Source organism: Rhodococcus sp. IEGM 1366, assembly GCF_033142425.1.
Lineage (GTDB): Bacteria > Actinomycetota > Actinomycetes > Mycobacteriales > Mycobacteriaceae > Rhodococcus_F > Rhodococcus_F globerula.
Map to the genome: position 1 here is coordinate 196,174 of NZ_JAWLRZ010000004.1, position 19,915 is coordinate 216,088.

The following is a 19,915-nucleotide window of genomic DNA, read 5'->3' on the forward strand; positions in this document are numbered from 1 at the left end:
CATGATCACCACCTGGTTGTCCCGAGAATTCGGAATCGAGATCCCCGTACTCGGGGCACCCATGGGTGGGCGGGCCGGTGGTGCCCTCGCCGGCGCGGTCTCCGCTGCCGGTGGGCTGGGTCTGCTGGGGGCGGCCAGGTACAACACACCCGAGTGGATCGAGGCCGAAGCCGACGTGGCTCGCTCGATCGGCGGGAAATTCGGTGTCGGGCTCATGACGTGGTCACTGCCCGAGAACGAATTGATGCTCGACACCGCGATCGCGGTCAAACCGACCATGATCACCTTGTCGTTCGGTGATCCCGCCGCCTATGTCGGCCGCATCCACGATGCCGGGATTCCTGTTGTGTCACAGATCAATACGCTCGAGGACCTTCGTATCGTGGAGGCCGCGGGAGTGGACGCCGTCATCGCGCAGGGCGGTGAGGCCGGCGGGCACACCGGCCGCATCGGGACGTTGCCTCTGCTGCAGGAGATCCTCGAAGCAACCTCGCTGCCGGTGCTCGCTGCGGGTGGGATCGGGACCGGACGTGGTCTGGCGGCGGTTCTTGCTGCCGGCGCGGAGGGCGTGATGATCGGGACCGCGTTGCTCGCCAGCCCCGAAACCGTCGGCCCGGATTACGCGCGTGATCGCGTCGTCGAAGCCGGGAGTGCGGACACCGTCTACACGTCCGTGTTCGACCGAGCGCGCAGTCAGCCGTGGCCGCAGCGTTGGGGTGGCCGAGCCATCGCCAACGACTTCACGGCAGCGTGGGACGGCGTCGATGCCGATGAGGACACTCTCGCAAAGGCATACGACCCGTCCGATCCGAACAACGGCGTCGTGTATGCCGGAGAAGCGGTGGGACTCGTGCATGGAACTCACCCCGCCGGTGACGTGGTTCGGCGGATCGGCGCGGATGCGGAGCGCCACCTATCTGCTGTGCGCCTTTCTTAACCGCGGGCGGTTGAGAAAGGCGCACAGCAGGGGATTACGTCGCGTTGTGCGCAGGCTGGAATGCGCCGGCTTCGGCGGCCTCCTCGGCGCGGATCACGTGCACCACGGCGTTGATCAATGCCAGGTGGGTGAATGCCTGCGGGAAGTTTCCGAGATGACGGCCGGTGTGTGCGTCGATCTCCTCGGCGTAGAGCTTGAGCGGGCTGGCAAATCCGAGTAGACGCTCACACAGGTGCTTCGCGCGCTCGAGTTCGCCGATCTCGACCAACGCCGAGACCAACCAGAACGAACAGATGGTGAATGTGCCTTCCTCGCCGCTCAATCCGTCGTCGGTGGTTTCGACGCGGTAGCGCAGAACCAGGCCTTCTTCGGTGAGTTCGTCGGCGATGGCAAGCACGGTTGCCCGGATGCGGGGATCGTCGGCCGGAAGGAAACGCAGGAGCGGCGCGAGAAGCAGCGACGCGTCGAGTGAGTTGTGCCCGTATCGCTGGGTGAGCACACCACGAGAGTCGACGCCGTGAGTGAGGATATCCTCTTTGATCTCGTCGGCAATGGCGGACCACTGCTGCGCAAAGCTCTTCTCGCCCTGCATTTCTGCGAGCTTGGCGCCGCGGTCGAGAGCAACCCAGCACATGATCTTCGACGACGTGAAGTGTTGCGGTTCGCCGCGCACTTCCCAGATCCCGCGGTCGGGTTGACGCCAATGCTTGATGGCTTCCTCGACCTGCCGCTTGAGGAGCGGCCACAATGCTTCGGGGACACGCTCGCGGGTGCGGATGTGGAGATACACCGAGTCGAGCATGGTGCCCCAGATGTCGTGCTGTTTCTGGTCGAACGCGCCGTTGCCGATCCGTACCGGCCGGGCACCGTCGTAGCCGGACAGGTGGCTCAGTTCGGACTCCTCGAGGGTTCGCTCACCGCCGATGCCGTACATGACTTGCAACGGGTGTGGTTTCCCGTGGTCGGAGCTGGAGACGTCGTAGATGAAGTTGAAGAAATCGTTGGCCTCGCGGTCCAGTCCGAGGGTGTAGAGGCCCCAGAGTGCGAAGGTGGAATCGCGAACCCACGCGTAGCGGTAGTCCCAGTTACGTTCTCCGCCAGGTGTTTCCGGGAGAGATGTCGTGGAGGCGGCAAGGAGGGCGCCGGTGGGGGCATAGGTGAGCCCCTTGAGGGTGAGTGCGCTGCGCTGGAGGTATGCCCGCCACGGATGGTCGGGGAACTTGCCGATGGTGACCCATTCGCGCCACGATTTTGCGGTCTGCCACATCATCTCGGCGGCTTCGTCGAAGGTCTGCGGCGACGGCAGTTCGGACCACGACAGCGCGACGAACGCGTTGTCGCCCTCGACCAACCGGGTGCGGGCACGGGCTTCGCGCCCCTCGAGTCCGAGGCGCAGATCGGTGGTGAGGCGCAGTGACGGATGATCGCCGGGCCGCGAGGAATGGCACGTGGCCGTCGCTTCCTCGTACACCTTGCCGGTGTACTCCCAGATTGCGGCACCCCGGTGGTAATCGAAGGCCGGTTCGCAGCTCATTTCGAGTTCGACAGTGCCGCTGACGCACTTCACAGTGCGGAGCAGGATGTGTTCTGCATCCCAGTCGGTGGGTGTGCGCCGATGAGTGCTGGAACGCTTGTCGACGTTGTGCCACGGGCCGAGAACCAACGCGTCGCGCACGACCAGCCATCCCGTCTCCGTCTGCCAGGTGGTCTCGAGAATGAGCCCACCGGGAAGATAGCGGCGAGCTGCCGGAACGTTCTGGCCGTACGGGCCGATCCGGAAGTGCCCTGCACTGCGATCCAGGATCGCGCCGAAGACGCTCGGAGAGTCGGGACGCGGGACGCACATCCACTCCACTGATCCGTTCCGGGCGATCAAGCAGGATGTCTCGCAGTCGGACAGAAATGCGTAGTCGTCGATGGGTGGGAAGGTGCTTCGGTGGTGGCCTGCCGTGGTGGAGGGGACGGCCTGCATTACTTCGTCGTCGACACTCATTCGGACATTGTCCGGCCAGATCTGAGGCACGTCCACTCCGCAGTCGTTCGGTGCCCGCGGCGGCGAACGATAGGGTGATGAGCGTGGAACGAATTGCGGGTTGGTGGGACGGCGTGGAGCTGTGGATTGCCGGCCTTCCCTTCATCCCACAGGTCGTGTTGGTCCTTGCCGTTGTTGTTCCACTGTGTGCCGGCATCGCGATCGGTCTGGATCGTGGATTGTCAGCAGTGTTGTCGTCGCCGGTCTTCGAGTGGCTACGACGCACCCCAGCGGCAATCTCCGAGAAAACCCCCGAGAAATCTTTCAGAGAAGTCGAGGAAAACTGATGCCCCGCTCACGGGTCACTCTTGCACTGATCGCCCTGATCCTTCTTTGTATCGTGGCGTGGCTTCTCACTCGTTAGAGATTCGATTCGAGACCGCCGGAATGCTCTGCTAGAGTCCTCGACGTGTCCGAAGCAGCAGCTCCCCAGATCCGCCACCAGTTGGCGTTGATCGCTGTCGGCATGCTTGACGTCGCTGACGTCGCCTGTTGTTGATTTCCCTGTAGTTCGAATTTCTCGGTGGCGCACGTGCGCCCCGCTCGAACTCTTCTGCGCGTAGTTCGCGCCCCCCGACCATGGGCATCTTAAAGCCCCGTCGGCTCTTCATGTCCGAACATTCCGATGGATTCAGCCCCAGAGGTCTCGGACTTTCACGCTGTGTCAGCCCTTTTCTGTCAGCCCTCTCGGAAGGTATCTGCAATGAAACGCCGTTCCCGCACACTCCTCACTGCTATCGCGACCATGGGGGCCGTGGTACTCACAGCGTGCAGCGGTGGCTCGAGCGATACCGTCGGTGCCGATACGGTTGCCAGCGACGGTAGCGCCGGCACGATCAACCTGTTTGCCTACGCGGTCCCGAAGCCCGGCTTCGACAAGCTGATTCCCGCCTTCCAGGAGACGGAAGACGGGAAGAACGTTGCGTTCAACCCGTCGTACGGCGCCTCCGGCGACCAGTCGCGCAAGGTGAAGGACGGCGCGGAAGCCGACTTCGTCAACTTCTCCGTCGAGCCCGACATTACGCGTCTCGTCGACGCGGGCCTGGTGGACAAGAACTGGAATCAGGACGCCTACAACGGAATTCCGTTCGGATCGGTTGTCACCATCGTGACGCGTCCCGGAAACCCGAAGGGCATCAAGGACTGGGACGACCTGCTCCAGCCCGGCCTCGAGGTTGTCACCCCGAACCCGTTCAGTTCGGGCTCGGCCAAGTGGAACCTGTTGGCGCCGTACGCGGCAAAGAGTGACGGCGGCAAGAACCCGCAGGCCGGCCTCGACTACATCACCGCGCTCGTCAACGACCACGTCAAGATCCAGCCGAAGTCGGGCCGCGAAGCATCGGAAGCCTTCTTGCAGGGCAGCGGCGACGTTCTGATCAGCTACGAGAACGAAGCACTGTTCATCGAGGGCAACGGTGATCCGGTCGAGCACGTCACCCCGCCGACGACGTTCAAGATCGAGAATCCGGTCGCTGTGCTGTCGAACAGCAAGGTTCTGGAGCAGGCAACGGCGTTCAAGGACTACCTCTACACCACCGAGGGCCAGAAGCTGTGGGCCGAAGCAGGATTCCGCCCGGTTGATCCCGCGGTTGCCGCCGAGTTCACCGACAAGTTCCCGGAGCCCACGAAGCTGTGGACCATCACGGATCTGGGTGGCTGGAAGACCGTCGACTCCACACTGTTCACCAAGGACACCGGTTCCATCGCCGTAATCTACGACAACGCAACCAAGTAAGACTGCCGTGACCGACACCATTGAACGCACACCCGTGACCCGCAAACCCAAACTCGCGCGGGTCACGGGAAGCGTCGGGCCACTCGGCATCGGCGTGGCCACACTCTGGCTTTCCATCATCGTCCTGCTGCCGCTCGCGGCGCTGACCGTCACCGCTTTCGACGACGGTATCGCCGGGTTCTGGGACGCCATCACCGCACCGGTCGCGCTGGCGTCGTTGCGGGTGACGCTGTTCGCCTCGATCGTCGTGGCGTTGATCAACGTCGTGATGGGCACGATCATCGCGTGGGTGCTTGTGCGAGACGAGTTCCCGGGCAAGCGAATTGTGAACGCGATGATCGACCTGCCGTTTGCGTTGCCGACCATCGTGGCGTCGATCGTGCTGCTGTCGCTGTACGGGCCGCAGTCACCGATCGACATTCACCTCAACGCAACCCAGCCCGGCCTGATCGTCGCGCTGGCATTCGTGACTCTGCCGTTTGTGGTGCGTTCGGTGCAGCCGGTTCTGATGGAGGTCGATCGTGAAGTCGAGGAAGCGGCAGCATCTTTGGGTGCGTCCAACTGGACGATCTTCCGTTCCGTTGTGTTGCCGACGCTGGCTCCTGCCGTGATTTCAGGAGCCGGCCTGGCGTTTGCGCGAGCGATCGGTGAGTACGGTTCGGTGGTTCTCATCGGCGGCAACATTCCGCGCGTGACGCAGGTGACGTCGCAGTACATTCAGCAGCAGATCGAAATCGATCGTCCGACCAATGCTGCTGCGGTGTCGGTGGCCTTGCTGCTCATCGCGTTCGTGACGCTGTTCGTGTTGCGTCTCTTCTCTTCTCGGGGTCAACGACGTGAGGAACGCGGCTGATGAACATTTCCACGAAATCGCGGATCGGACTGCGGTCCGTCGCGCTGCTGTACCTGTTCGTTCTTCTTGTGGTGCCGATCGGCGTGATCTTGACGCGTACGTTCGAGAACGGGATCGGCGCGTTCATCGACTCGATCACGACGCCTGCGGCGATTTCGGCACTGAATCTGTCGCTGCTCATCGTGGTGATCGTGGTACCGATCAACGTGATCTTCGGAATTGTCACCGCACTTGCCTTGGTGCGCGGGCGTTTTCCCGGTCGCGGTGTTTTGCAGTCCGTCGTCGACCTGCCGTTTGCGGTCTCGCCTGTTGTGGTCGGTGTGTCGCTGATCCTGCTGTGGGGCGCAAACGGATGGTTCGGCGGAATCGAGTCCTTGGGATTCAAGGTGATCTTCGGATTGCCTGGCATGGTGCTCGCAACCATCTTCGTCACGTTGCCGTTTGTCGTCCGTGAGGTCGAACCCGTCCTGCACGAGATCGGTGACGAGCAGGAGCAGGCCGCGGCGACGCTCGGTGCTTCGGGGTGGCAGACGTTCTGGCGCATCACGTTGCCCGCGATTCGGTGGGGCTTGACCTACGGAATCGTGTTGACCGTTGCCCGCTCTCTCGGTGAATTCGGAGCTGTCATCATGGTGTCGTCGGGCTTCCCCGGGGTATCCCAGACGTTGACCTTGCTCGTGCATTCGCGATACATCGACGATCACAACACCTTTGGTGCGTATTCGGCAGCTACTCTGCTGATGGGCATCGCCATCATTGTCCTGTTGCTGATGACGCTGCTGGACCGCAAGAGGAGCAACACATGATCACAGTGACCGGGGCGCGCAAGAACTACGGTGACTTCGCGGCGCTCGACGACGTGTCCGTCAACATCCCGTCCGGTTCCCTGACCGCACTGCTCGGGCCGAGTGGCTCTGGCAAGTCGACGCTATTGCGGTCGATCGCGGGTCTCGAGCAACTCGATTCCGGCACCATCACGATTGCGGGAAAGGACGTCACCGGCGTCTCCCCGCAGAAGCGTGACATCGGGTTCGTGTTCCAGCATTACGCTGCGTTCAAGCACATGACGGTTCGCGACAACGTCGCGTTCGGTCTCAAGATCCGTAAGCGTCCGAAGCCGGAGATCGAGAAGAAAGTCAACGAACTTCTGGAGATCGTCGGCCTCGACGGCTTCCAGCATCGTTATCCGGCACAGCTTTCCGGTGGTCAGCGTCAGCGGATGGCATTGGCGCGTGCCCTTGCCGTCGATCCGCAGGTGCTGCTGCTCGACGAGCCTTTTGGCGCGCTGGACGCGAAAGTTCGCGCAGACCTGCGCACATGGCTCCGCCGGTTGCACGACGAAGTGCATGTCACGACGGTTCTGGTCACCCACGACCAGGAGGAAGCCCTCGATGTCGCGGATCGCATCGCTGTGCTGAACAAGGGACGGATCGAGCAGATCGGTGAACCTGCCGACCTCTACGACCGCCCGGCCAACGATTTTGTGATGTCCTTCCTCGGATCTGTCGCCAAGCTCAACGGCCAGTTGGTGCGCCCGCACGACATCCGGCTCGGCCGCGACCCCAGCATGGCTCTCGCTCAGGAAGCCGGAACCGCAGAATCGCTCGGCGTCACCCGGGCAACAGTCGAACGTGTGGTGTACCTGGGCTTCGAGGTTCGTGTGGACCTGCGCAACGAAGCGACGGGGGAGCTGTTCTCAGCTCAGGTCACGCGCGGAGACAGTGCTGCCCTGCATTTGGAAGCCGGCGAGACGGTGTACGCCCGTGCGACTCGGGTTCCGGACCTTCCGGAAGAGCCGGTGGACTCTCCGACGGTTGTGAGCCTCGTCGGCCAGGTGTGACGCGGTTTCTCACCCCTCACGGCACACCATCACCGGGCACTGGGCGTGGTGAATGAGGCTCTGACTGGTGGATCCCACGATCGAGGCCATGAACGGGCTTCGACCGTGGCTTCCCACGACAACAAGTTGAGCCTCGGCTGAATGTTCGAGAAGCGCCTTCATCGGTCCACTTCTCTGCACGCTGCGAGTGACCTCGACCTCGGGGTACTTCTCGGTCCAGCCGGCGAGGCATTCGGAGAGCAGCGCGTTTTCGTGCTCCTCGTACGGACCCCAATCGGTGAACCGCCGCGCTTCCGAGTAGCCCCCGAGCGAGGCGTGTTCGTTCCAGGTGTGGACGGCAACGAGGGGCACACCGAGAAACGCCGCAAACTCGAAGGCGTGGCCGGTGGCGAGTTCGCTGAGTTTGCTGCCGTCGATACCGACGACGATGGGCCTGGTGTCGGTGGTGGCGTGGTCGCTGCTGCCGCGGAAGACGGTCACCGGGCAATGGGCGCGGTTCACCACTCTGATCGTGTCGGATCCCAGAAACACCGACTGCATCTCGGTGGTTCCGGCTTGTCCGAGCGAGAGGATTCGTGCGGTTTTCGAGAGTTCGACGAGCGCTGCCGCCGTGGTGCCGGAGACGAATACACGCTCGATGGTGACGTCGGTGTGGTCGTCACGAATGGCGTTCTCGGCCTCCTCGACCAACTTCGCACCTTCGGTACGGACGTGACGATCGAACATCTCTTCGTCGGTCACGGCGCCGCCTTCGCTGAAATCCGGTTGTCCGCGCAGCACATGTGTCAGGCGTAGGGGCTCGTCGAATTTCCGGGCCGCAGACGCCGCCCATCGCGCAGCGTTCACCGCACCGGGGGAGCCGTCGATTCCGGCCACGATTCCGTGTCGAACAGATGCACTGGTCATGGGAGTCTCCTCGCGTCGCCTCCTTCCAGTGTGTCCCTGCTCGCCTCGGGTTCGCTACACGGAAGCCTTTGCCCGCCGGGCAAGCACGTCGGTGGAGACCGGGGGCAGCGATCGACGTGGCCGCAATGACAGCAGGGCAGTGATGAATCCGTTACCGAGAAGTGTCATGTCGACGTTTTTCAGAACGGTTCTGCGCATCAGGGCGAGGATCGCTGCGACGCCCGTGACGGCCATCCACATGGGAAGCGGGTAGAGCGTCAGACGTTCGCCGAGCCCGAAGGTGAGGGTTCGGCCGAGGAGAAGGACAGCACCGACGAGTCCTGTTGCCGCGCACAGGCCTGACCACACTGCGATCCACCGCTGGTGGTTCCAGAACGAGACGGTGAGAAGCACGAGGACGGCGTGGCGGGCGACAAATCCGGGCAGGACAGCAGTCCAGTGGACGAAGGTTCCGTCGTTGGCGGGGAACATTCCGGTGGCAGCGGTACTCAAGGCCACGACGACTGCCAGTCCCAGAATCCATTTCTTCGTGCGACCGTCCGGAATGTACTTGTGCAGCAACGCTGCTCCGAGAATGGTGAGTGCGCCGAGGATCATGAACGCGGCATTCATCACGTCGTGTAGCGGTGAACACGAATCGGTGCTGCAGGTTGTGACGCCCAGCGAACTGATGGAATCACGCGCAAAACTGTAGGGAGTCTTCCAGGCGCCGGCTGTGAGGATCTCGACCAGTAGATACAGGACGGACAGGACCCAGGCGACGCCGGCGGTGCCGAGACGGAAATTGTGAGTGATCGTCTTGCTCCCAACTGGTTGGTGGAACCAACAGTACGGTAACAATCTGATAACGGCCTGTGAAATTGCTCAGGCGGAGCGAACCAACCGGCCGGGAAGAGTTTCAGCAGCGGCGTTGTATCGGTCGATCATCGTCTCGATCAGCAGGGCGTGGGCACCGATGGTGTCTGCAAAAACCGTGCCGTCGAAAGCGGTAGTTGCGGCAGCACTGAGGCGATCGGTCAGAAGGCCGGGTGCAAGAAACCATGGCGCAACAACGATGCGGTTGGCGCCGCCTTCGCGGAGTGCGGAAATTGCGGCCCCCACGCTGGGCTGCGCCGAGGTGGCAAAACAGACTCGAACACCGGACCACTTCGTTCCGGTAGCGAGGGCGCCGGGAATCTCGGCAGTTGCGGAGTTGGCTTCCGCGTCGGACGAGCCGACCGCGGCAACCGCTACACCCACCGACGGATCGTCGGGATGCGCACCGGCTTCGAGAATTCGCTCCCGCAGCGCCTCGATCAATCGATCGTCACGACCCAGTACCTCGGCTTGGGTCACGGTCAACTGCGGGTGGCGCAGTGTGGCCGCTGCGAGGAGCCCGGGCAGGTCGACGCGGGCGTGGAAAGCGTGGCCCAGCAACATCGGAACAACAACGGCGTGAGTGTGGCCGTCGTGTGCAACACCGTCCAGGACCTGATCGATGGACGGCGCATTGAGATCGAGAAACGCCAGCCGGACATCGAGACCTGGCTGGGCTTCACGAAGAGCCGCCACGGCAGCCGTGATCGCCCGAGCGGAACGGGGATCACGGCTTCCGTGTGCAACAGCAATGAGCGGAACCATCTTCTTAGACGCGCTCGCCCAATTCGACAGCGGAAATGACGTCGCCGACCAGGCCGGCTGCGAGAGTGTTTCCACCAGCGGGATCGATCAACAGAAAGCTGCCCGTGTGGCGGTTCACTGCGTAGTCGTCGGCCACGATCGGCTCGGCCACCCGGATCGAGATCTTGCCGATCTCGTTGAGCTCGAGCGTTTCCGGGCCCTGATCCGTGGTGAGATCCTGCTCGTTGAAGCGCTCCACCAAGCTGCCGACGATGGCCTGCGTCGTGCGCGTGCCGTGCTTGAGCAGCAAGCGTGCACCGGGGCGAAGCGGCTTCTCGGCCAGCCAGCAGACGGTGGCGTCGAATTCGCCGATGGGCTCGGGTGCGTCCGACGGCGACGCGATGGTGTCGCCGCGGGATACGTCGACGTCGTCGGCCAGGATCAGCGTGACGCTGCGCCCGGCGTGAGCGACATCCAGTTCACCGTCGGCGGTGTCGATCCGGACGACAGTGGTGCGCGTACCCGAAGGCAGGATCACCACTTCGTCTCCTGGCACGACGGAACCGGCGGCAACCTGGCCGGCGTAGCCGCGGTAGTCGAGGAACTCCGCCGTGCGGGGGCGGATCACGTACTGCACGGGGAAGCGCAGGCCGACGCGGTGCGGCTCGGCGTCGACCGGAATCGACTCGAGGTGCTCGATCAGCGTGGGGCCGGTGTAGTACGGGGTCTTGTCCGAGCGGATGGCGACGTTGTCGCCGTGCAGAGCCGACACCGGGATCTCGACGACGTCTTCGCTTGCCCAGCCCAGTGAGCTGGTGAGTTCGTTGAACTCTGCGGAGATCGAGGTGAAGACCTCTTCGGGGTTCTCGACGAGGTCGATCTTGTTCACGGCGAGCACCAGCTTGGGAACACCGAGCAACGCGAGAACCGCTGCGTGCCTACGAGTCTGCGCGATGACACCCTTGCGGGCATCGACCAGCAGGATCACGAGCTGAGCCGTCGACGCTCCGGAGACCGTGTTGCGGGTGTACTGCACGTGGCCCGGTGTATCGGCCAGCACGAACGTGCGCTTGGGGGTCGCGAAGTAGCGGTACGCCACGTCGATCGTGATGCCCTGCTCACGCTCGGCGCGCAGACCGTCGACCAAGAGCGAGAGGTCAGGGGTGTCGAGACCGCGGTCCACCGACGCGCGGGTCACGGCGTCGATCTGGTCGGCGAGAACGGATTTGGTGTCGTACAACAGGCGGCCCACGAGGGTGGACTTTCCGTCATCGACGCTGCCGGCAGTTGCCAGTCTCAGCAAGTCGCTCATGATCAGAAATAGCCCTCTCGCTTGCGGTCTTCCATGGCCGCTTCGGAAACTCGGTCGTCGCCGCGGGTCGCGCCGCGCTCGGTCAAACGTGATGCCGCAACCTCGGCCAGGATGGCTTCATTGTCGGCTGCATCGGAGAGAACGGCACCGGTGGTCGAACCGTCGCCGACGGTGCGGTAACGCACCGAAAGGGTCTGCAGCTCTTCGCCTTCGGCCGGTCCGCCCCAGACGCCGGGGGTCATCCACATGCCGTCGCGCTGGTACACCGGACGCTGGTGGGCGTAGTAGATGCTGGCGAGTTCGACGTTGTCGCGGGCGATGTAGCGCCAGATATCGAGCTCGGTGAAGTTGCTGAGCGGGAAGACGCGGACCTGCTCGCCGGGGGAGTGGCGACCGTTGTACAGGTTCCACAGTTCCGGGCGCTGCTTCTTGGGATCCCACTGGCCGAAAGCGTTGCGCAAGGAGAAGATTCGCTCCTTGGCGCGGGCCCGCTCTTCGTCGCGGCGAGCGCCACCGAAGACGGCGTCGAAGCGGTTCTCGGAGATCGCGTCCAGCAACGGAACGGTCTGCAGCGGGTTGCGGATACCGTCGGGACGCTCGGTGAGGCGACCGTCCGCGATGTACTCCTCGACGCTGGCCACGTGCAGGCGCAGGTTGTACTTCGCCACGACGTGGTCACGGAAGTCGAGGACTTCCTGCAGGTTGTGGCCGGTGTCGACGTGCAGCAGCGTGAATGGCAGCGGTGCAGGCCAGAAGGCCTTGATCGCCAGGTGCAGAAGCACCGTGGAGTCCTTGCCGCCCGAGAACAGGATGACCGGGCGTTCGAACTCGCCGGCCACCTCTCGGAAGATGTGGATCGCTTCGGACTCGAGGGCGTCGAGAGTATCGAACTGTGTGCCGTCGAGCTGAGGACGTGAAAGTGTCAAGTCAACTGTCATGATGCGTGCAACCCGCATTCTGTCTTGGAGGCACCGGCCCAACGACCGCTACGCGGATCGCTGCCGGGGGCTGGCTTGCTGGTGCAGGGCGCGCAGCCGATGGATGGATAGCCCTCGTCGACAAGCGGATTGACGAGGATGGAATGGGTGTCGATGTAGTTCTGCATCTCCTCGTCCGACCACGGAGCGATCGGATTGATCTTGACGAGTCCGAAGCCCTCGTCGAAGGAGATCAGCGGAGCGTTGGCGCGAGTAGGAGCTTCGACGCGGCGGATGCCGGTAACCCAGGCGCTGTAGCCGGACAACGTCTGCTTGAGCGGCGCGACCTTGCGAAGTGCGCAGCAACGGTTGGGATCGCGGGCGAAGAGGTCCTTGCCCTCCGCGATGTCCTGCTCGCCGACGCTTGCCAATGCGCGAGCGTTGATGACGTTGACGCCGTACACCTGCTCGACAGCGTCACGCGTGCCGATGGTCTCGGGGAAGTGGTAGCCGGTGTCGAGGAAAAGTACGTCGACGCCCGGATGTACCTGTGCGGCAAGGTGAACCAGCACTCCATCCTGCATATTCGATGCAACGATGTACGAGTCGCCGAACGTGTCCTCGGTCCACTGCAACAGTTCCTGCGCGCTGGCTCCGTCGAGTTCTACGGCACCGCGTTCGGCGATCGCCCGAAGCTCGTCGACGGTTGCTCGCGAAATGTCCACTGTCATCGCAAATCTCCTTCGTCTGCTCGCACTGCCCATTCGGCGAACCGCTCACCTTCGTTGCGGTTCTTCGCGAACTGACGTACGACGCGGTCGATGTAGTCACCCATCTCGACGCTGGTGACCTTGTGCTGGCGCAGCTTGCGTCCGAAGGCGCTGTCGAATCCGAGGCTGCCTCCCAGGTGAACCTGGAAACCCTCCACTTGATTCCCGTCACCGTCGTCGACGAGCTGGCCCTTGAAGCCGATGTCCGCGACCTGCGAGCGGGCGCACGAGTTGGGGCAGCCGTTGATGTTGATGGTGATCGGCACGTCGAGCTGGCTGTTGATGTCGGCCAGACGTTCTTCGAGTTCCGGAACGAGAACCTGTGAGCGCTTGCGGGTCTCGGCAAACGAGAGCTTGCAGAACTCGATGCCGGAGCAGGCCATCAGGTTCTTGCGCCAGTGCGACGGACGGGCGGGAAGGCCCAGTGCGTCGAGGTCGGCGATCAGCGGCTCGAGCGTGTTGTCTGCAACGTCGAGGATGATGAGCTTCTGGTACGGGGTGAAGCGGATCCGGTCGCTGCCGGCCTTCTCTGCTGCGTCGGCGACCTGCGCCAGGATATCGCCGGACACTCGGCCGGCGATCGGCGCGAAACCGACGGCATTGAGGCCGTTTCGGGTCTTCTGGATGCCGACGTGATCGATCGGGCGCGTGGGCTTCTCCGGTGCGGGACCGTCGATGAGCGGACGCTTCAGGTACTCGGTCTCGAGAACTTCGCGGAACTTCTCGATGCCCCAGTCCTTGATGAGGAACTTGAGCCGGGCCTTCGCGCGCAGACGACGGTAGCCGTAGTCGCGGAAGATCGAGACAACACCTTCCCAGACGTCGGGAACCTCGTCGAGCGGAATCCAGGCGCCGACGCGTTGCGCGAGCATCGGGTTGGTGGACAGTCCGCCGCCGACCCAGAGGTCGAGGCCGGGGCCGTGCTCGGGGTGGTTCACGCCGATGAAGGCGATGTCGTTGATCTCGTGAACAACATCCTGCTGACCGGAGATGGCGGTCTTGAACTTGCGCGGCAGGTTGGAGTACTTGGGGTCGCCGATGTAGCGGCGCACGATCTCGTCGATCGCCGGAGTGGGATCGAGGACTTCGTCGAACGATTCGCCGGCCAGGGGAGAACCGAGGACAACGCGGGGGCAGTCACCGCAGGCTTCGGTGGTCTTGAGTCCGACGTCTTCGAGACGCTTCCAGATCTCCGGGACGTTCTCGATCTCGATCCAGTGGAACTGAACGTTCTCACGGTCGGAGAGGTCTGCGGTGTTGCGGCCGAACTCCTTCGAGATACCGGCGATGGTGCGCAGTTGCTCGACGTTGAGAGCGCCGGCGTCGCAGCGCACTCGCATCATGAAGTACTTGGCCTCGAGGAGATCGAGGTTCTCGTCGCCGGTGAAGGTGCCGTCGTATCCCTGCTCTCGCTGGGTGTAGAGGCCCCACCACCGCATCCGGCCGCGCAGGTCGCTCTTGTCGATGCTGTCGAAACCCTGCTTCGAGTAGATGTTCTCGATGCGCGCTCGCACGTTGAGCGGGTTGTCGTCCTTCTTGGCCTGCTCGTTGGCGTTGAGCGGCTCGCGGTATCCGAGGGCCCACTGACCTTCGGCGCGCTGCTTCGTGGGGCGAGCAGCGCGAGCGGGCCGTGCCTCGGCGGGCGCTGCCGAATCGGCAGTCGGGGCGGCGTCGGTTGTCGACGTCATCGATGAACTCCTGGATCTTCGGCGGTGTTGATCAGGCACGAGGCACGCAAACGCTGCAGCATTGTGACTCTGTCCGATCGGGGTGCACCGGACCGTGTCGAGTGAGGGGGCTGTCCTCGGGCTCGAAAGGCTTGCGGCCGGCAGATGTGCTCACCAAGCAGGCAGCGGAAACGCTGAAGGCTGGGGAAACAGGTGGAGATGAGCGGGGAAGGCTTGTTGATCAGTTGAAGATCAACAGCAACAGCAGTGCAGACACGTGGAACTGCACACGCGCTTGAAGTCGACGTGGCGACGCGCCACAAGTCGTACTCCTGGTCCGGTCATGCGGACCATTGTGCCACGTCAACTCGATAATTCCGACTCGGGGACCTATTTCCACGAAAAATGGGGGAAATAGCGTGCTCAGGGGACTTGGTGGTCCGGCCAGGTCGGCGAATAGGTCGGCACGCGCGATGCTGGGAGACTGGTGGAGTGAATGTCACCGCTACAACCCCCTTCGTGTTGCCCGCTCGCTCGCTCGAGGGCGTCGGGACGCGGCCGTTCGGGATCTATGTCCACGTCCCGTTCTGTGCGACGCGATGTGGCTACTGCGACTTCAACACGTACACCGCGGGCGAGTTGGGGACCTCGGCGTCGCCGCAGTCCTGGCTTGAAGGGCTCAAACGCGAACTCGACCTCGCGGCGCAGATGACCGGAGCACCGGCGGCCGAGACGGTGTTTGTCGGTGGCGGAACCCCGTCGCTGCTGGGCGGCGACGGTCTGTCCGAGGTGCTCGGGGCGGTGCGGAGCAGTTTCGGTCTGGCTCCCGGTGCCGAGGTCACGACGGAATCGAATCCCGAATCGACGTCGCCGGAGTTTTTCGACGCCCTGCGCAGCGCCGGTTTCACGCGAATTTCTCTCGGTATGCAGTCGGCGGCCCAGCATGTGCTCAAGATCCTGGACCGCACGCACACACCGGGCCGGGCAGTAGCGGCCGCAAAAGAGGCGCGCGCGGCAGGGTTTGCGCACGTGAACCTCGACTTGATCTACGGAACGCCGGGGGAGCGGGATATTGATCTCGATGCTTCCTTGGATGCAGTTCTTTCCGCCGACGTCGATCACGTCTCGGCCTATGCGCTGATCGTGGAGGACGGCACTGCGATGGCGCGCAAGGTTCGCCGTGGTGAATTGCCCGCGCCCGACGACGATGTGTTGGCGTCGCGGTACGAATGGATCGACGCGCGGCTGTCCGAGGCTGGATTGTCCTGGTACGAGGTCTCCAATTGGGCGAAGGCGGAAACGGTCGAATCCGGGGATACCCGTTGCCGTCACAACCTCGGTTATTGGGACGGCGGCGACTGGTGGGGTGCCGGTCCCGGCGCGCACAGTCACGTCGGCGGAGTGCGGTGGTGGAACGTCAAGCACCCGGCGCGCTACGCGGAGCAACTCGCACAGGGTCAACTGCCCGTCGGTGGCAGTGAGGAACTGTCCGCCGACGACATTCACATGGAGCGGGTGATGCTGACCGCACGGTTGCGCACCGGCCTGCCGTTATCGGAATTAACTGTGTCCGAACGCGATTCGGCCGATCAGGTTGTCGTCGACGGTTTGGCGATCGTCGACGACGGCCATCTGATCCTGACCGATCGTGGTCGGCTACTTGCCGACGCCGTCATCCGCACGGTACTGACCTGAGTAGCTACTTCGGGTAGGCGTTTGTCACCTGAGTGAAGTTGTCATCGCCCCAGGAGATGATGGTGCCGTCGGATTTCAGGGCCGACGAATGGTTGGCGCCGGCACTGACGGCGGTGAAGCCGCTACCCCTGGGCGTATTCGTGACCTGCTTGTCGTTGTCCCAGCCCCACGAGGTGATGGTGCCGTCGAATTTCAGTGCCACGCAATGGTGTGCGCCGGCGGCGACCGCAGTAAAACCGCTGCCCCGAGGAGAGCCGGTGACCACCCGGTGGCTGTCGCCTCCCCAGGAGACGACGGTGCCGTCGGATTTCAATGCCACCGAGTGGTAGTTGCCGGCGGCGATGGCGGTGAAGCCGTTTCCAGTGGGGGTGTTCGTGACCTGGTTGAAGCCGTCGTCTCCCCAGGATGTGATGGTGCCGTCGGCATTGAGCGCCACCGAATGGCTGTCTCCGGCGGCGATGGCGGTAAACCCGCTGCCGGTAGGTGTGTTTGTGACCTGTTTATAGGTGTCCCAGCCCCAGGACGTGATGGTGCCGTCGGATTTCAGTGCCGCCGAATGGTAGGTGCCGGTGGCGATGGCGGTGAAGCCGCTACCGGTGGGGGTGTTCGTGACCAGCTTGGAGCCGTCGTTTCCCCAGGATGTGATGGTGCCGTCGGATTTCAGCGCCAGCGAATGGCTGCCGCCTTCGGCGTAGGCGGTGAAGCCACTACCTCGAGGGGCCTTCGCGGCGAGGGCGGAGCCGTCCCATCCCCAGGAGGCCACGTTTCCGAGTGGTTCGACCGGCATGTCATCTGGTCCGGCCGCAGCGATTGCCACAGCAGCAAGAGTGAGCACACCTCCAGTCAATACGACGGCGAGACCCTGTAAACGACCGACAGGGCGTAATCGGCGCCGGTGAACCATGACTGTGCCTCTCTGCGGCAAAATCCCGCACAGGGGCGGTGTGGCACCGTAGGTAACCACTGAGCAAAGATAACGGACAGTTCGGTCAAAAGCACGCATTATTTAGGGCCATTTCTGTCCGCTGTGTACCTGTGGACGAAACTGGCCACTGCGATGTGGTGGTAGGGGCTCAATTATTCGGGGCGATGCCGAACAGTAGTGCGTCGATTCCGGCTTCGAATGCCGTGTTGTTGTCTATCGATTCTGTTGTGGGTGCTGATTCTGTTGTGGGTGTGCTGATATCGGTGCTCGCATACAGTGCCGCCAGGTGCGGATAGTCGCCGTGGGCGAGTAGTGCGCCGATGTGTTCGGCCCCGCTGTTGGCAGAGGAGCCGGCGGACATTCCCGCAGATTCTTGCGCTGCGAAGCTGGTAACCCAGCCTGTGAGTAGTGCGATTCCGGTCATCGTCGCCGGTGCACTCAGGCCGGTCGGTGACAGCGCGCCGACCATCTGGTCGAGGTAGCGCATCGACTGCGGGCCGAGGCCGGTCGGCTGGATCTGACTGAGCCAAGGGTGTCGGCGGTGAATCGCCCGCGACTGCACGGCGATGGCGAGGACGTCGGTGCGCACGTCTCCGGTCAGTGGCGGGTAGTCGTATTCGGCCCCGACGGAGTCGGCCATGAGTGCCATCAGGTCGTCCTTGCCGTTGACGTACCGGTACAACGACGCGGCGGCCGTGCCCAGTTCTTGTGCGACACCGCGCATCGACACTGCGCGGAGCCCCTGGTCGTCGGCGATTCGGACGCACGTGTCGGCAAGTTGTTCCAGCGTGTAAGCCGGGCGGGGTCCTCGTTTGGTGTCCTCGCCTCGCAGCCACAGCGAGGCCGGTGGTCCGGCGTTGGTCATAGCACCAAGCATGCCCCACTTCGGTAGTTGCGAACGCTGTTCGCAGTTGTCTATTCTCTAATTGCGAACAGTGTTCCCAATTGAGGAGGTAGACGTGCCGGCTATCGAAGCGGAATCACTCACCAGGTGTTACGGAAAACGCACGGTGGTCGACGGCGTGAATCTGAGCGTCCCCGCGGGGACTGTTCATGCGTTGCTCGGACCGAACGGTTCCGGCAAGACGACGATCGTGCGGATGCTTGCCACGCTGTTGCGGCCCAGTGCGGGCAGCGCTCGTGTTCTCGGTTTCGACACAGTCCTGGCCGCCGCGCAGGTGAAGAAGAACATCGGACTGGTCGGACAATTTCATGCCGTGGATCCTCGTCTGACCGGCGCCGAGAATCTCGCTATGTGTGCTCGGCTCAATGGATATGCGGCTAAGGCTGCGCGTCTGCATGTGGGGGAACTACTAGAAAGATTTGAACTCCTCGATGCTGCCGACCGGCAGGTGCAGACGTATTCCGGCGGCATGCGAAGGCGACTCGACATCGTCGCGGGAATGGTGGTGCGCCCGGCCGTTCTGTTCCTCGACGAACCGACGACAGGTCTCGATCCGCGAAGCCGACACGAAATCTACGAATACGTACGAAGTTTCGTGAACGACGGCACGACCGTCGTACTGACCACCCAATACCTCGACGAGGCCGACAAGCTGGCGGACAGCGTCACCATCATCGACGCCGGAAAAGTAGTTGCTGCCGGAACCCCGGACGAGATCGTCGAGGCTGTGGGAACAGGTCTCGACGTGGTGATCGCCGACGGGCACCGATGTGGTGAGGTCGCCGAGATTGTCGGGCGATTCGGCGGCCGGCCAGGTGCTTCTCACGATTCGGCGACGGAACTGTCCTTTGCCTTCGACGGGCAGTCGATCGCGCTGCTGCCGATACTGCGGGCGCTCGACGACGCCGGAATTGCCGTGCAGGACATCGGGCGTCGCCGGGCAACACTCGACGACGCCTTCCTGGCCCTCACCGGCCACACCAGCGAGAGGATTTCCGCATGACCACGCCCACCCGAAGTGCCGTCTCGGCGTTTACCGGCACCCGAATTCTGTTCATGCGGATCGTTGCGGTGTATCGCCACGCGCCCGCACTGGTTGCAGTGACTCTTGCTGCGCCCCTTGGCATGATGCTGCTGTTCGGTTTCGTTTTCGGTGGTGCACTGTCCGGTGGCGCCGACGGGGCCGCGTATCGGTCGTATCTCACTCCGGGTGTACTTGTCCTTGTTGCGTCGATGGGCTTGGTGGTCACCGCTTCGACAGTGAATGCCGATCTGCACAGCGGCCTGACCGATCGACTTCGTGCATTGCCCATCCATCCTGTTGCTATGCCCGCGGGTCTGGCACTGGCGGAAACCGTCACCGGCGCAGTGGCTTTGGCCGCTATGGCGGGAGTCGGGTATCTGTCGGGATGGCGGATCGACGCGTCGGCCACAGACGTGGCGCTTGCGCTAGTGCTCCTCGTCGCATTCCGGTGGGCACTCGCGTGGCTCGGGATCGTACTCGGCAGTGCCATCCGGGACGAGCAGATGCTCCAACAGCTCGCCCCGCTGATCTTCGGGACGATCATGCTCTCGAACGTCTTTGTCCCCACCGAGACCATGCCGAGTGTTGTTGCAACGGTGGCCGAGTGGAATCCCGTCAGTGCGGTGGTCGCGGCGCTGCGTGAGCTGTTCGGTTCGGGTACCAGTGTTGCGCCCGATGCATCGTGGCCCATGCAGCATCCCGTTGCCGCGGCGTTCGGGTGGACTGCGGTGCTGCTAGCGGTCGCGATCCCGATTGCAGTGCGGCGCTACTCGTCATCGCAGTAACCGCGCTGTCGCAG

Annotated in this window: 20 protein-coding genes; 10 read left to right on the plus strand and 10 right to left on the minus strand. The window is 63.3% G+C overall.

Annotated features, from left to right (window positions below; translation table 11 throughout):
- The first annotated feature begins 1 nt into the window (after position 1).
- The gene (locus R4P64_RS13635) at positions 2-937 is read left to right on the plus strand and encodes a nitronate monooxygenase (RefSeq protein ID WP_317821246.1); all 936 of its coding nucleotides are present in this window, start codon (positions 2-4) and stop codon (positions 935-937) included.
- 34 nt (positions 938-971) lie between these two features.
- Here the strand turns inward: R4P64_RS13635 and R4P64_RS13640 are convergent, their stop codons facing one another.
- A complete protein-coding gene (locus R4P64_RS13640; protein ID WP_411742668.1) occupies positions 972-2,930 on the minus strand; it encodes a glycoside hydrolase family 15 protein in 1,959 nt (652 codons plus the stop codon).
- A gap of 83 nt (positions 2,931-3,013) precedes the next feature.
- On the opposite strand from R4P64_RS13640, the gene R4P64_RS13645 reads away from it, so the two are divergent.
- The 6 genes from R4P64_RS13645 (at position 3,014) to R4P64_RS13670 (ending at position 7,397) form a co-directional block, all read left to right on the plus strand.
- Positions 3,014-3,256 (plus strand): hypothetical protein, encoded by a 243-nt coding sequence (locus tag R4P64_RS13645; RefSeq protein WP_033233174.1) that lies wholly within the window; start codon positions 3,014-3,016, stop codon positions 3,254-3,256.
- Positions 3,257-3,378: 122 nt separating this feature from the next.
- Positions 3,379-3,468, plus strand: a complete 90-nt coding sequence (locus R4P64_RS13650) for an Ms4533A family Cys-rich leader peptide (RefSeq protein ID WP_309599224.1) — start codon at positions 3,379-3,381, stop codon at positions 3,466-3,468.
- A gap of 204 nt (positions 3,469-3,672) precedes the next feature.
- Entirely contained in the window at positions 3,673-4,704 is a 1,032-nt protein-coding gene (locus R4P64_RS13655) for a sulfate ABC transporter substrate-binding protein (RefSeq protein WP_172936694.1), read from the plus strand.
- A gap of 7 nt (positions 4,705-4,711) precedes the next feature.
- Entirely contained in the window at positions 4,712-5,557 is an 846-nt protein-coding gene (gene cysT, locus R4P64_RS13660; RefSeq protein WP_033232957.1) for a sulfate ABC transporter permease subunit CysT, read from the plus strand.
- Positions 5,557-6,363 (plus strand): sulfate ABC transporter permease subunit CysW, encoded by an 807-nt coding sequence (cysW, locus tag R4P64_RS13665; protein ID WP_033232959.1) that lies wholly within the window; start codon positions 5,557-5,559, stop codon positions 6,361-6,363. The genes cysT and cysW overlap by 1 nt, the downstream gene beginning before the upstream one ends.
- Positions 6,360-7,397 (plus strand): sulfate/molybdate ABC transporter ATP-binding protein, encoded by a 1,038-nt coding sequence (locus R4P64_RS13670; protein WP_033232961.1) that lies wholly within the window; start codon positions 6,360-6,362, stop codon positions 7,395-7,397. Before cysW ends, R4P64_RS13670 begins: the two co-directional genes overlap by 4 nt.
- A 9-nt stretch (positions 7,398-7,406) precedes the next feature.
- On the opposite strand, the gene R4P64_RS13675 is transcribed toward R4P64_RS13670, so the two are convergent.
- From R4P64_RS13675 to R4P64_RS13705, 7 genes are read right to left on the minus strand one after another with little or no spacing between them, the layout of a single operon-like run.
- Positions 7,407-8,303: a universal stress protein gene (locus R4P64_RS13675; protein ID WP_045066976.1), complete on the minus strand. Its 897-nt coding sequence runs from the start codon at positions 8,301-8,303 to the stop codon at positions 7,407-7,409.
- A 54-nt stretch (positions 8,304-8,357) separates the two neighbouring features.
- Positions 8,358-9,143 carry a DUF998 domain-containing protein gene (locus tag R4P64_RS13680; RefSeq protein WP_411742669.1) on the minus strand — a complete coding sequence of 262 codons (786 nt, stop codon included), beginning with the start codon at positions 9,141-9,143 and terminating at the stop codon, positions 8,358-8,360.
- A 24-nt stretch (positions 9,144-9,167) separates the two neighbouring features.
- Positions 9,168-9,923, minus strand: coding sequence for a sirohydrochlorin chelatase (locus R4P64_RS13685; RefSeq protein ID WP_317821248.1), 756 nt, complete (start codon positions 9,921-9,923; stop codon positions 9,168-9,170).
- A gap of 4 nt (positions 9,924-9,927) precedes the next feature.
- Positions 9,928-11,214, minus strand: coding sequence for a sulfate adenylyltransferase subunit 1 (locus R4P64_RS13690; RefSeq protein WP_033232967.1), 1,287 nt, complete (start codon positions 11,212-11,214; stop codon positions 9,928-9,930).
- A gap of 2 nt (positions 11,215-11,216) precedes the next feature.
- Positions 11,217-12,152: a sulfate adenylyltransferase subunit CysD gene (gene cysD / locus R4P64_RS13695; RefSeq protein ID WP_033233176.1), complete on the minus strand. Its 936-nt coding sequence runs from the start codon at positions 12,150-12,152 to the stop codon at positions 11,217-11,219.
- Entirely contained in the window at positions 12,149-12,862 is a 714-nt protein-coding gene (locus tag R4P64_RS13700) for a phosphoadenylyl-sulfate reductase (RefSeq protein WP_045066981.1), read from the minus strand. Before R4P64_RS13700 ends, cysD begins: the two co-directional genes overlap by 4 nt.
- Positions 12,859-14,589: a nitrite/sulfite reductase gene (locus R4P64_RS13705; protein ID WP_033232972.1), complete on the minus strand. Its 1,731-nt coding sequence runs from the start codon at positions 14,587-14,589 to the stop codon at positions 12,859-12,861. The genes R4P64_RS13700 and R4P64_RS13705 overlap by 4 nt, the downstream gene beginning before the upstream one ends.
- Before the next feature lie 471 nt (positions 14,590-15,060).
- Here R4P64_RS13705 and hemW point away from each other — a divergent pair, with 471 nt between their 5' ends.
- Positions 15,061-16,263: a radical SAM family heme chaperone HemW gene (gene hemW, locus R4P64_RS13710; RefSeq protein WP_317821252.1), complete on the plus strand. Its 1,203-nt coding sequence runs from the start codon at positions 15,061-15,063 to the stop codon at positions 16,261-16,263.
- 4 nt (positions 16,264-16,267) lie between these two features.
- Here hemW and R4P64_RS13715 read toward each other — a convergent pair whose 3' ends face one another.
- Positions 16,268-17,080: a hypothetical protein gene (locus tag R4P64_RS13715; protein WP_317821254.1), complete on the minus strand. Its 813-nt coding sequence runs from the start codon at positions 17,078-17,080 to the stop codon at positions 16,268-16,270.
- A 256-nt stretch (positions 17,081-17,336) separates the two neighbouring features.
- Positions 17,337-18,053 carry a TetR/AcrR family transcriptional regulator gene (locus R4P64_RS13720; RefSeq protein WP_317821256.1) on the minus strand — a complete coding sequence of 239 codons (717 nt, stop codon included), beginning with the start codon at positions 18,051-18,053 and terminating at the stop codon, positions 17,337-17,339.
- Between the two features lie 94 nt (positions 18,054-18,147).
- On the opposite strand from R4P64_RS13720, the gene R4P64_RS13725 reads away from it, so the two are divergent.
- Together R4P64_RS13725 and R4P64_RS13730 are read left to right on the plus strand one after the other, a co-directional pair.
- Entirely contained in the window at positions 18,148-19,095 is a 948-nt protein-coding gene (locus tag R4P64_RS13725; protein ID WP_317821258.1) for an ATP-binding cassette domain-containing protein, read from the plus strand.
- Positions 19,092-19,901 (plus strand): ABC transporter permease, encoded by an 810-nt coding sequence (locus R4P64_RS13730; protein WP_317821260.1) that lies wholly within the window; start codon positions 19,092-19,094, stop codon positions 19,899-19,901. The genes R4P64_RS13725 and R4P64_RS13730 overlap by 4 nt, the downstream gene beginning before the upstream one ends.
- The last annotated feature ends 14 nt before the right edge of the window (positions 19,902-19,915 follow it).

Excerpts from the sequence above, each read along its gene's own strand:
- R4P64_RS13655 (WP_172936694.1), top strand. The coding sequence starts at position 3,673 with ATGAAACGCCGTTCCCGCACACTCCTCACTGCTATCGCGACCATGGGG.
- R4P64_RS13640 (WP_411742668.1), bottom strand. The coding sequence starts at position 2,930 with ATGAGTGTCGACGACGAAGTAATGCAGGCCGTCCCCTCCACCACGGCA.
- R4P64_RS13730 (WP_317821260.1), top strand. The coding sequence starts at position 19,092 with ATGACCACGCCCACCCGAAGTGCCGTCTCGGCGTTTACCGGCACCCGA.
- R4P64_RS13705 (WP_033232972.1), bottom strand. The coding sequence starts at position 14,589 with ATGACGTCGACAACCGACGCCGCCCCGACTGCCGATTCGGCAGCGCCC.
- R4P64_RS13635 (WP_317821246.1), top strand. The coding sequence starts at position 2 with ATGATCACCACCTGGTTGTCCCGAGAATTCGGAATCGAGATCCCCGTA.
- R4P64_RS13690 (WP_033232967.1), bottom strand. The coding sequence starts at position 11,214 with ATGAGCGACTTGCTGAGACTGGCAACTGCCGGCAGCGTCGATGACGGA.
- R4P64_RS13675 (WP_045066976.1), bottom strand. The coding sequence starts at position 8,303 with ATGACCAGTGCATCTGTTCGACACGGAATCGTGGCCGGAATCGACGGC.
- R4P64_RS13685 (WP_317821248.1), bottom strand. The coding sequence starts at position 9,923 with ATGGTTCCGCTCATTGCTGTTGCACACGGAAGCCGTGATCCCCGTTCC.
- cysW (WP_033232959.1), top strand. The coding sequence starts at position 5,557 with ATGAACATTTCCACGAAATCGCGGATCGGACTGCGGTCCGTCGCGCTG.
- R4P64_RS13720 (WP_317821256.1), bottom strand. The coding sequence starts at position 18,053 with ATGACCAACGCCGGACCACCGGCCTCGCTGTGGCTGCGAGGCGAGGAC.
- R4P64_RS13670 (WP_033232961.1), top strand. The coding sequence starts at position 6,360 with ATGATCACAGTGACCGGGGCGCGCAAGAACTACGGTGACTTCGCGGCG.
- cysD (WP_033233176.1), bottom strand. The coding sequence starts at position 12,152 with ATGACAGTTGACTTGACACTTTCACGTCCTCAGCTCGACGGCACACAG.
- R4P64_RS13700 (WP_045066981.1), bottom strand. The coding sequence starts at position 12,862 with ATGACAGTGGACATTTCGCGAGCAACCGTCGACGAGCTTCGGGCGATC.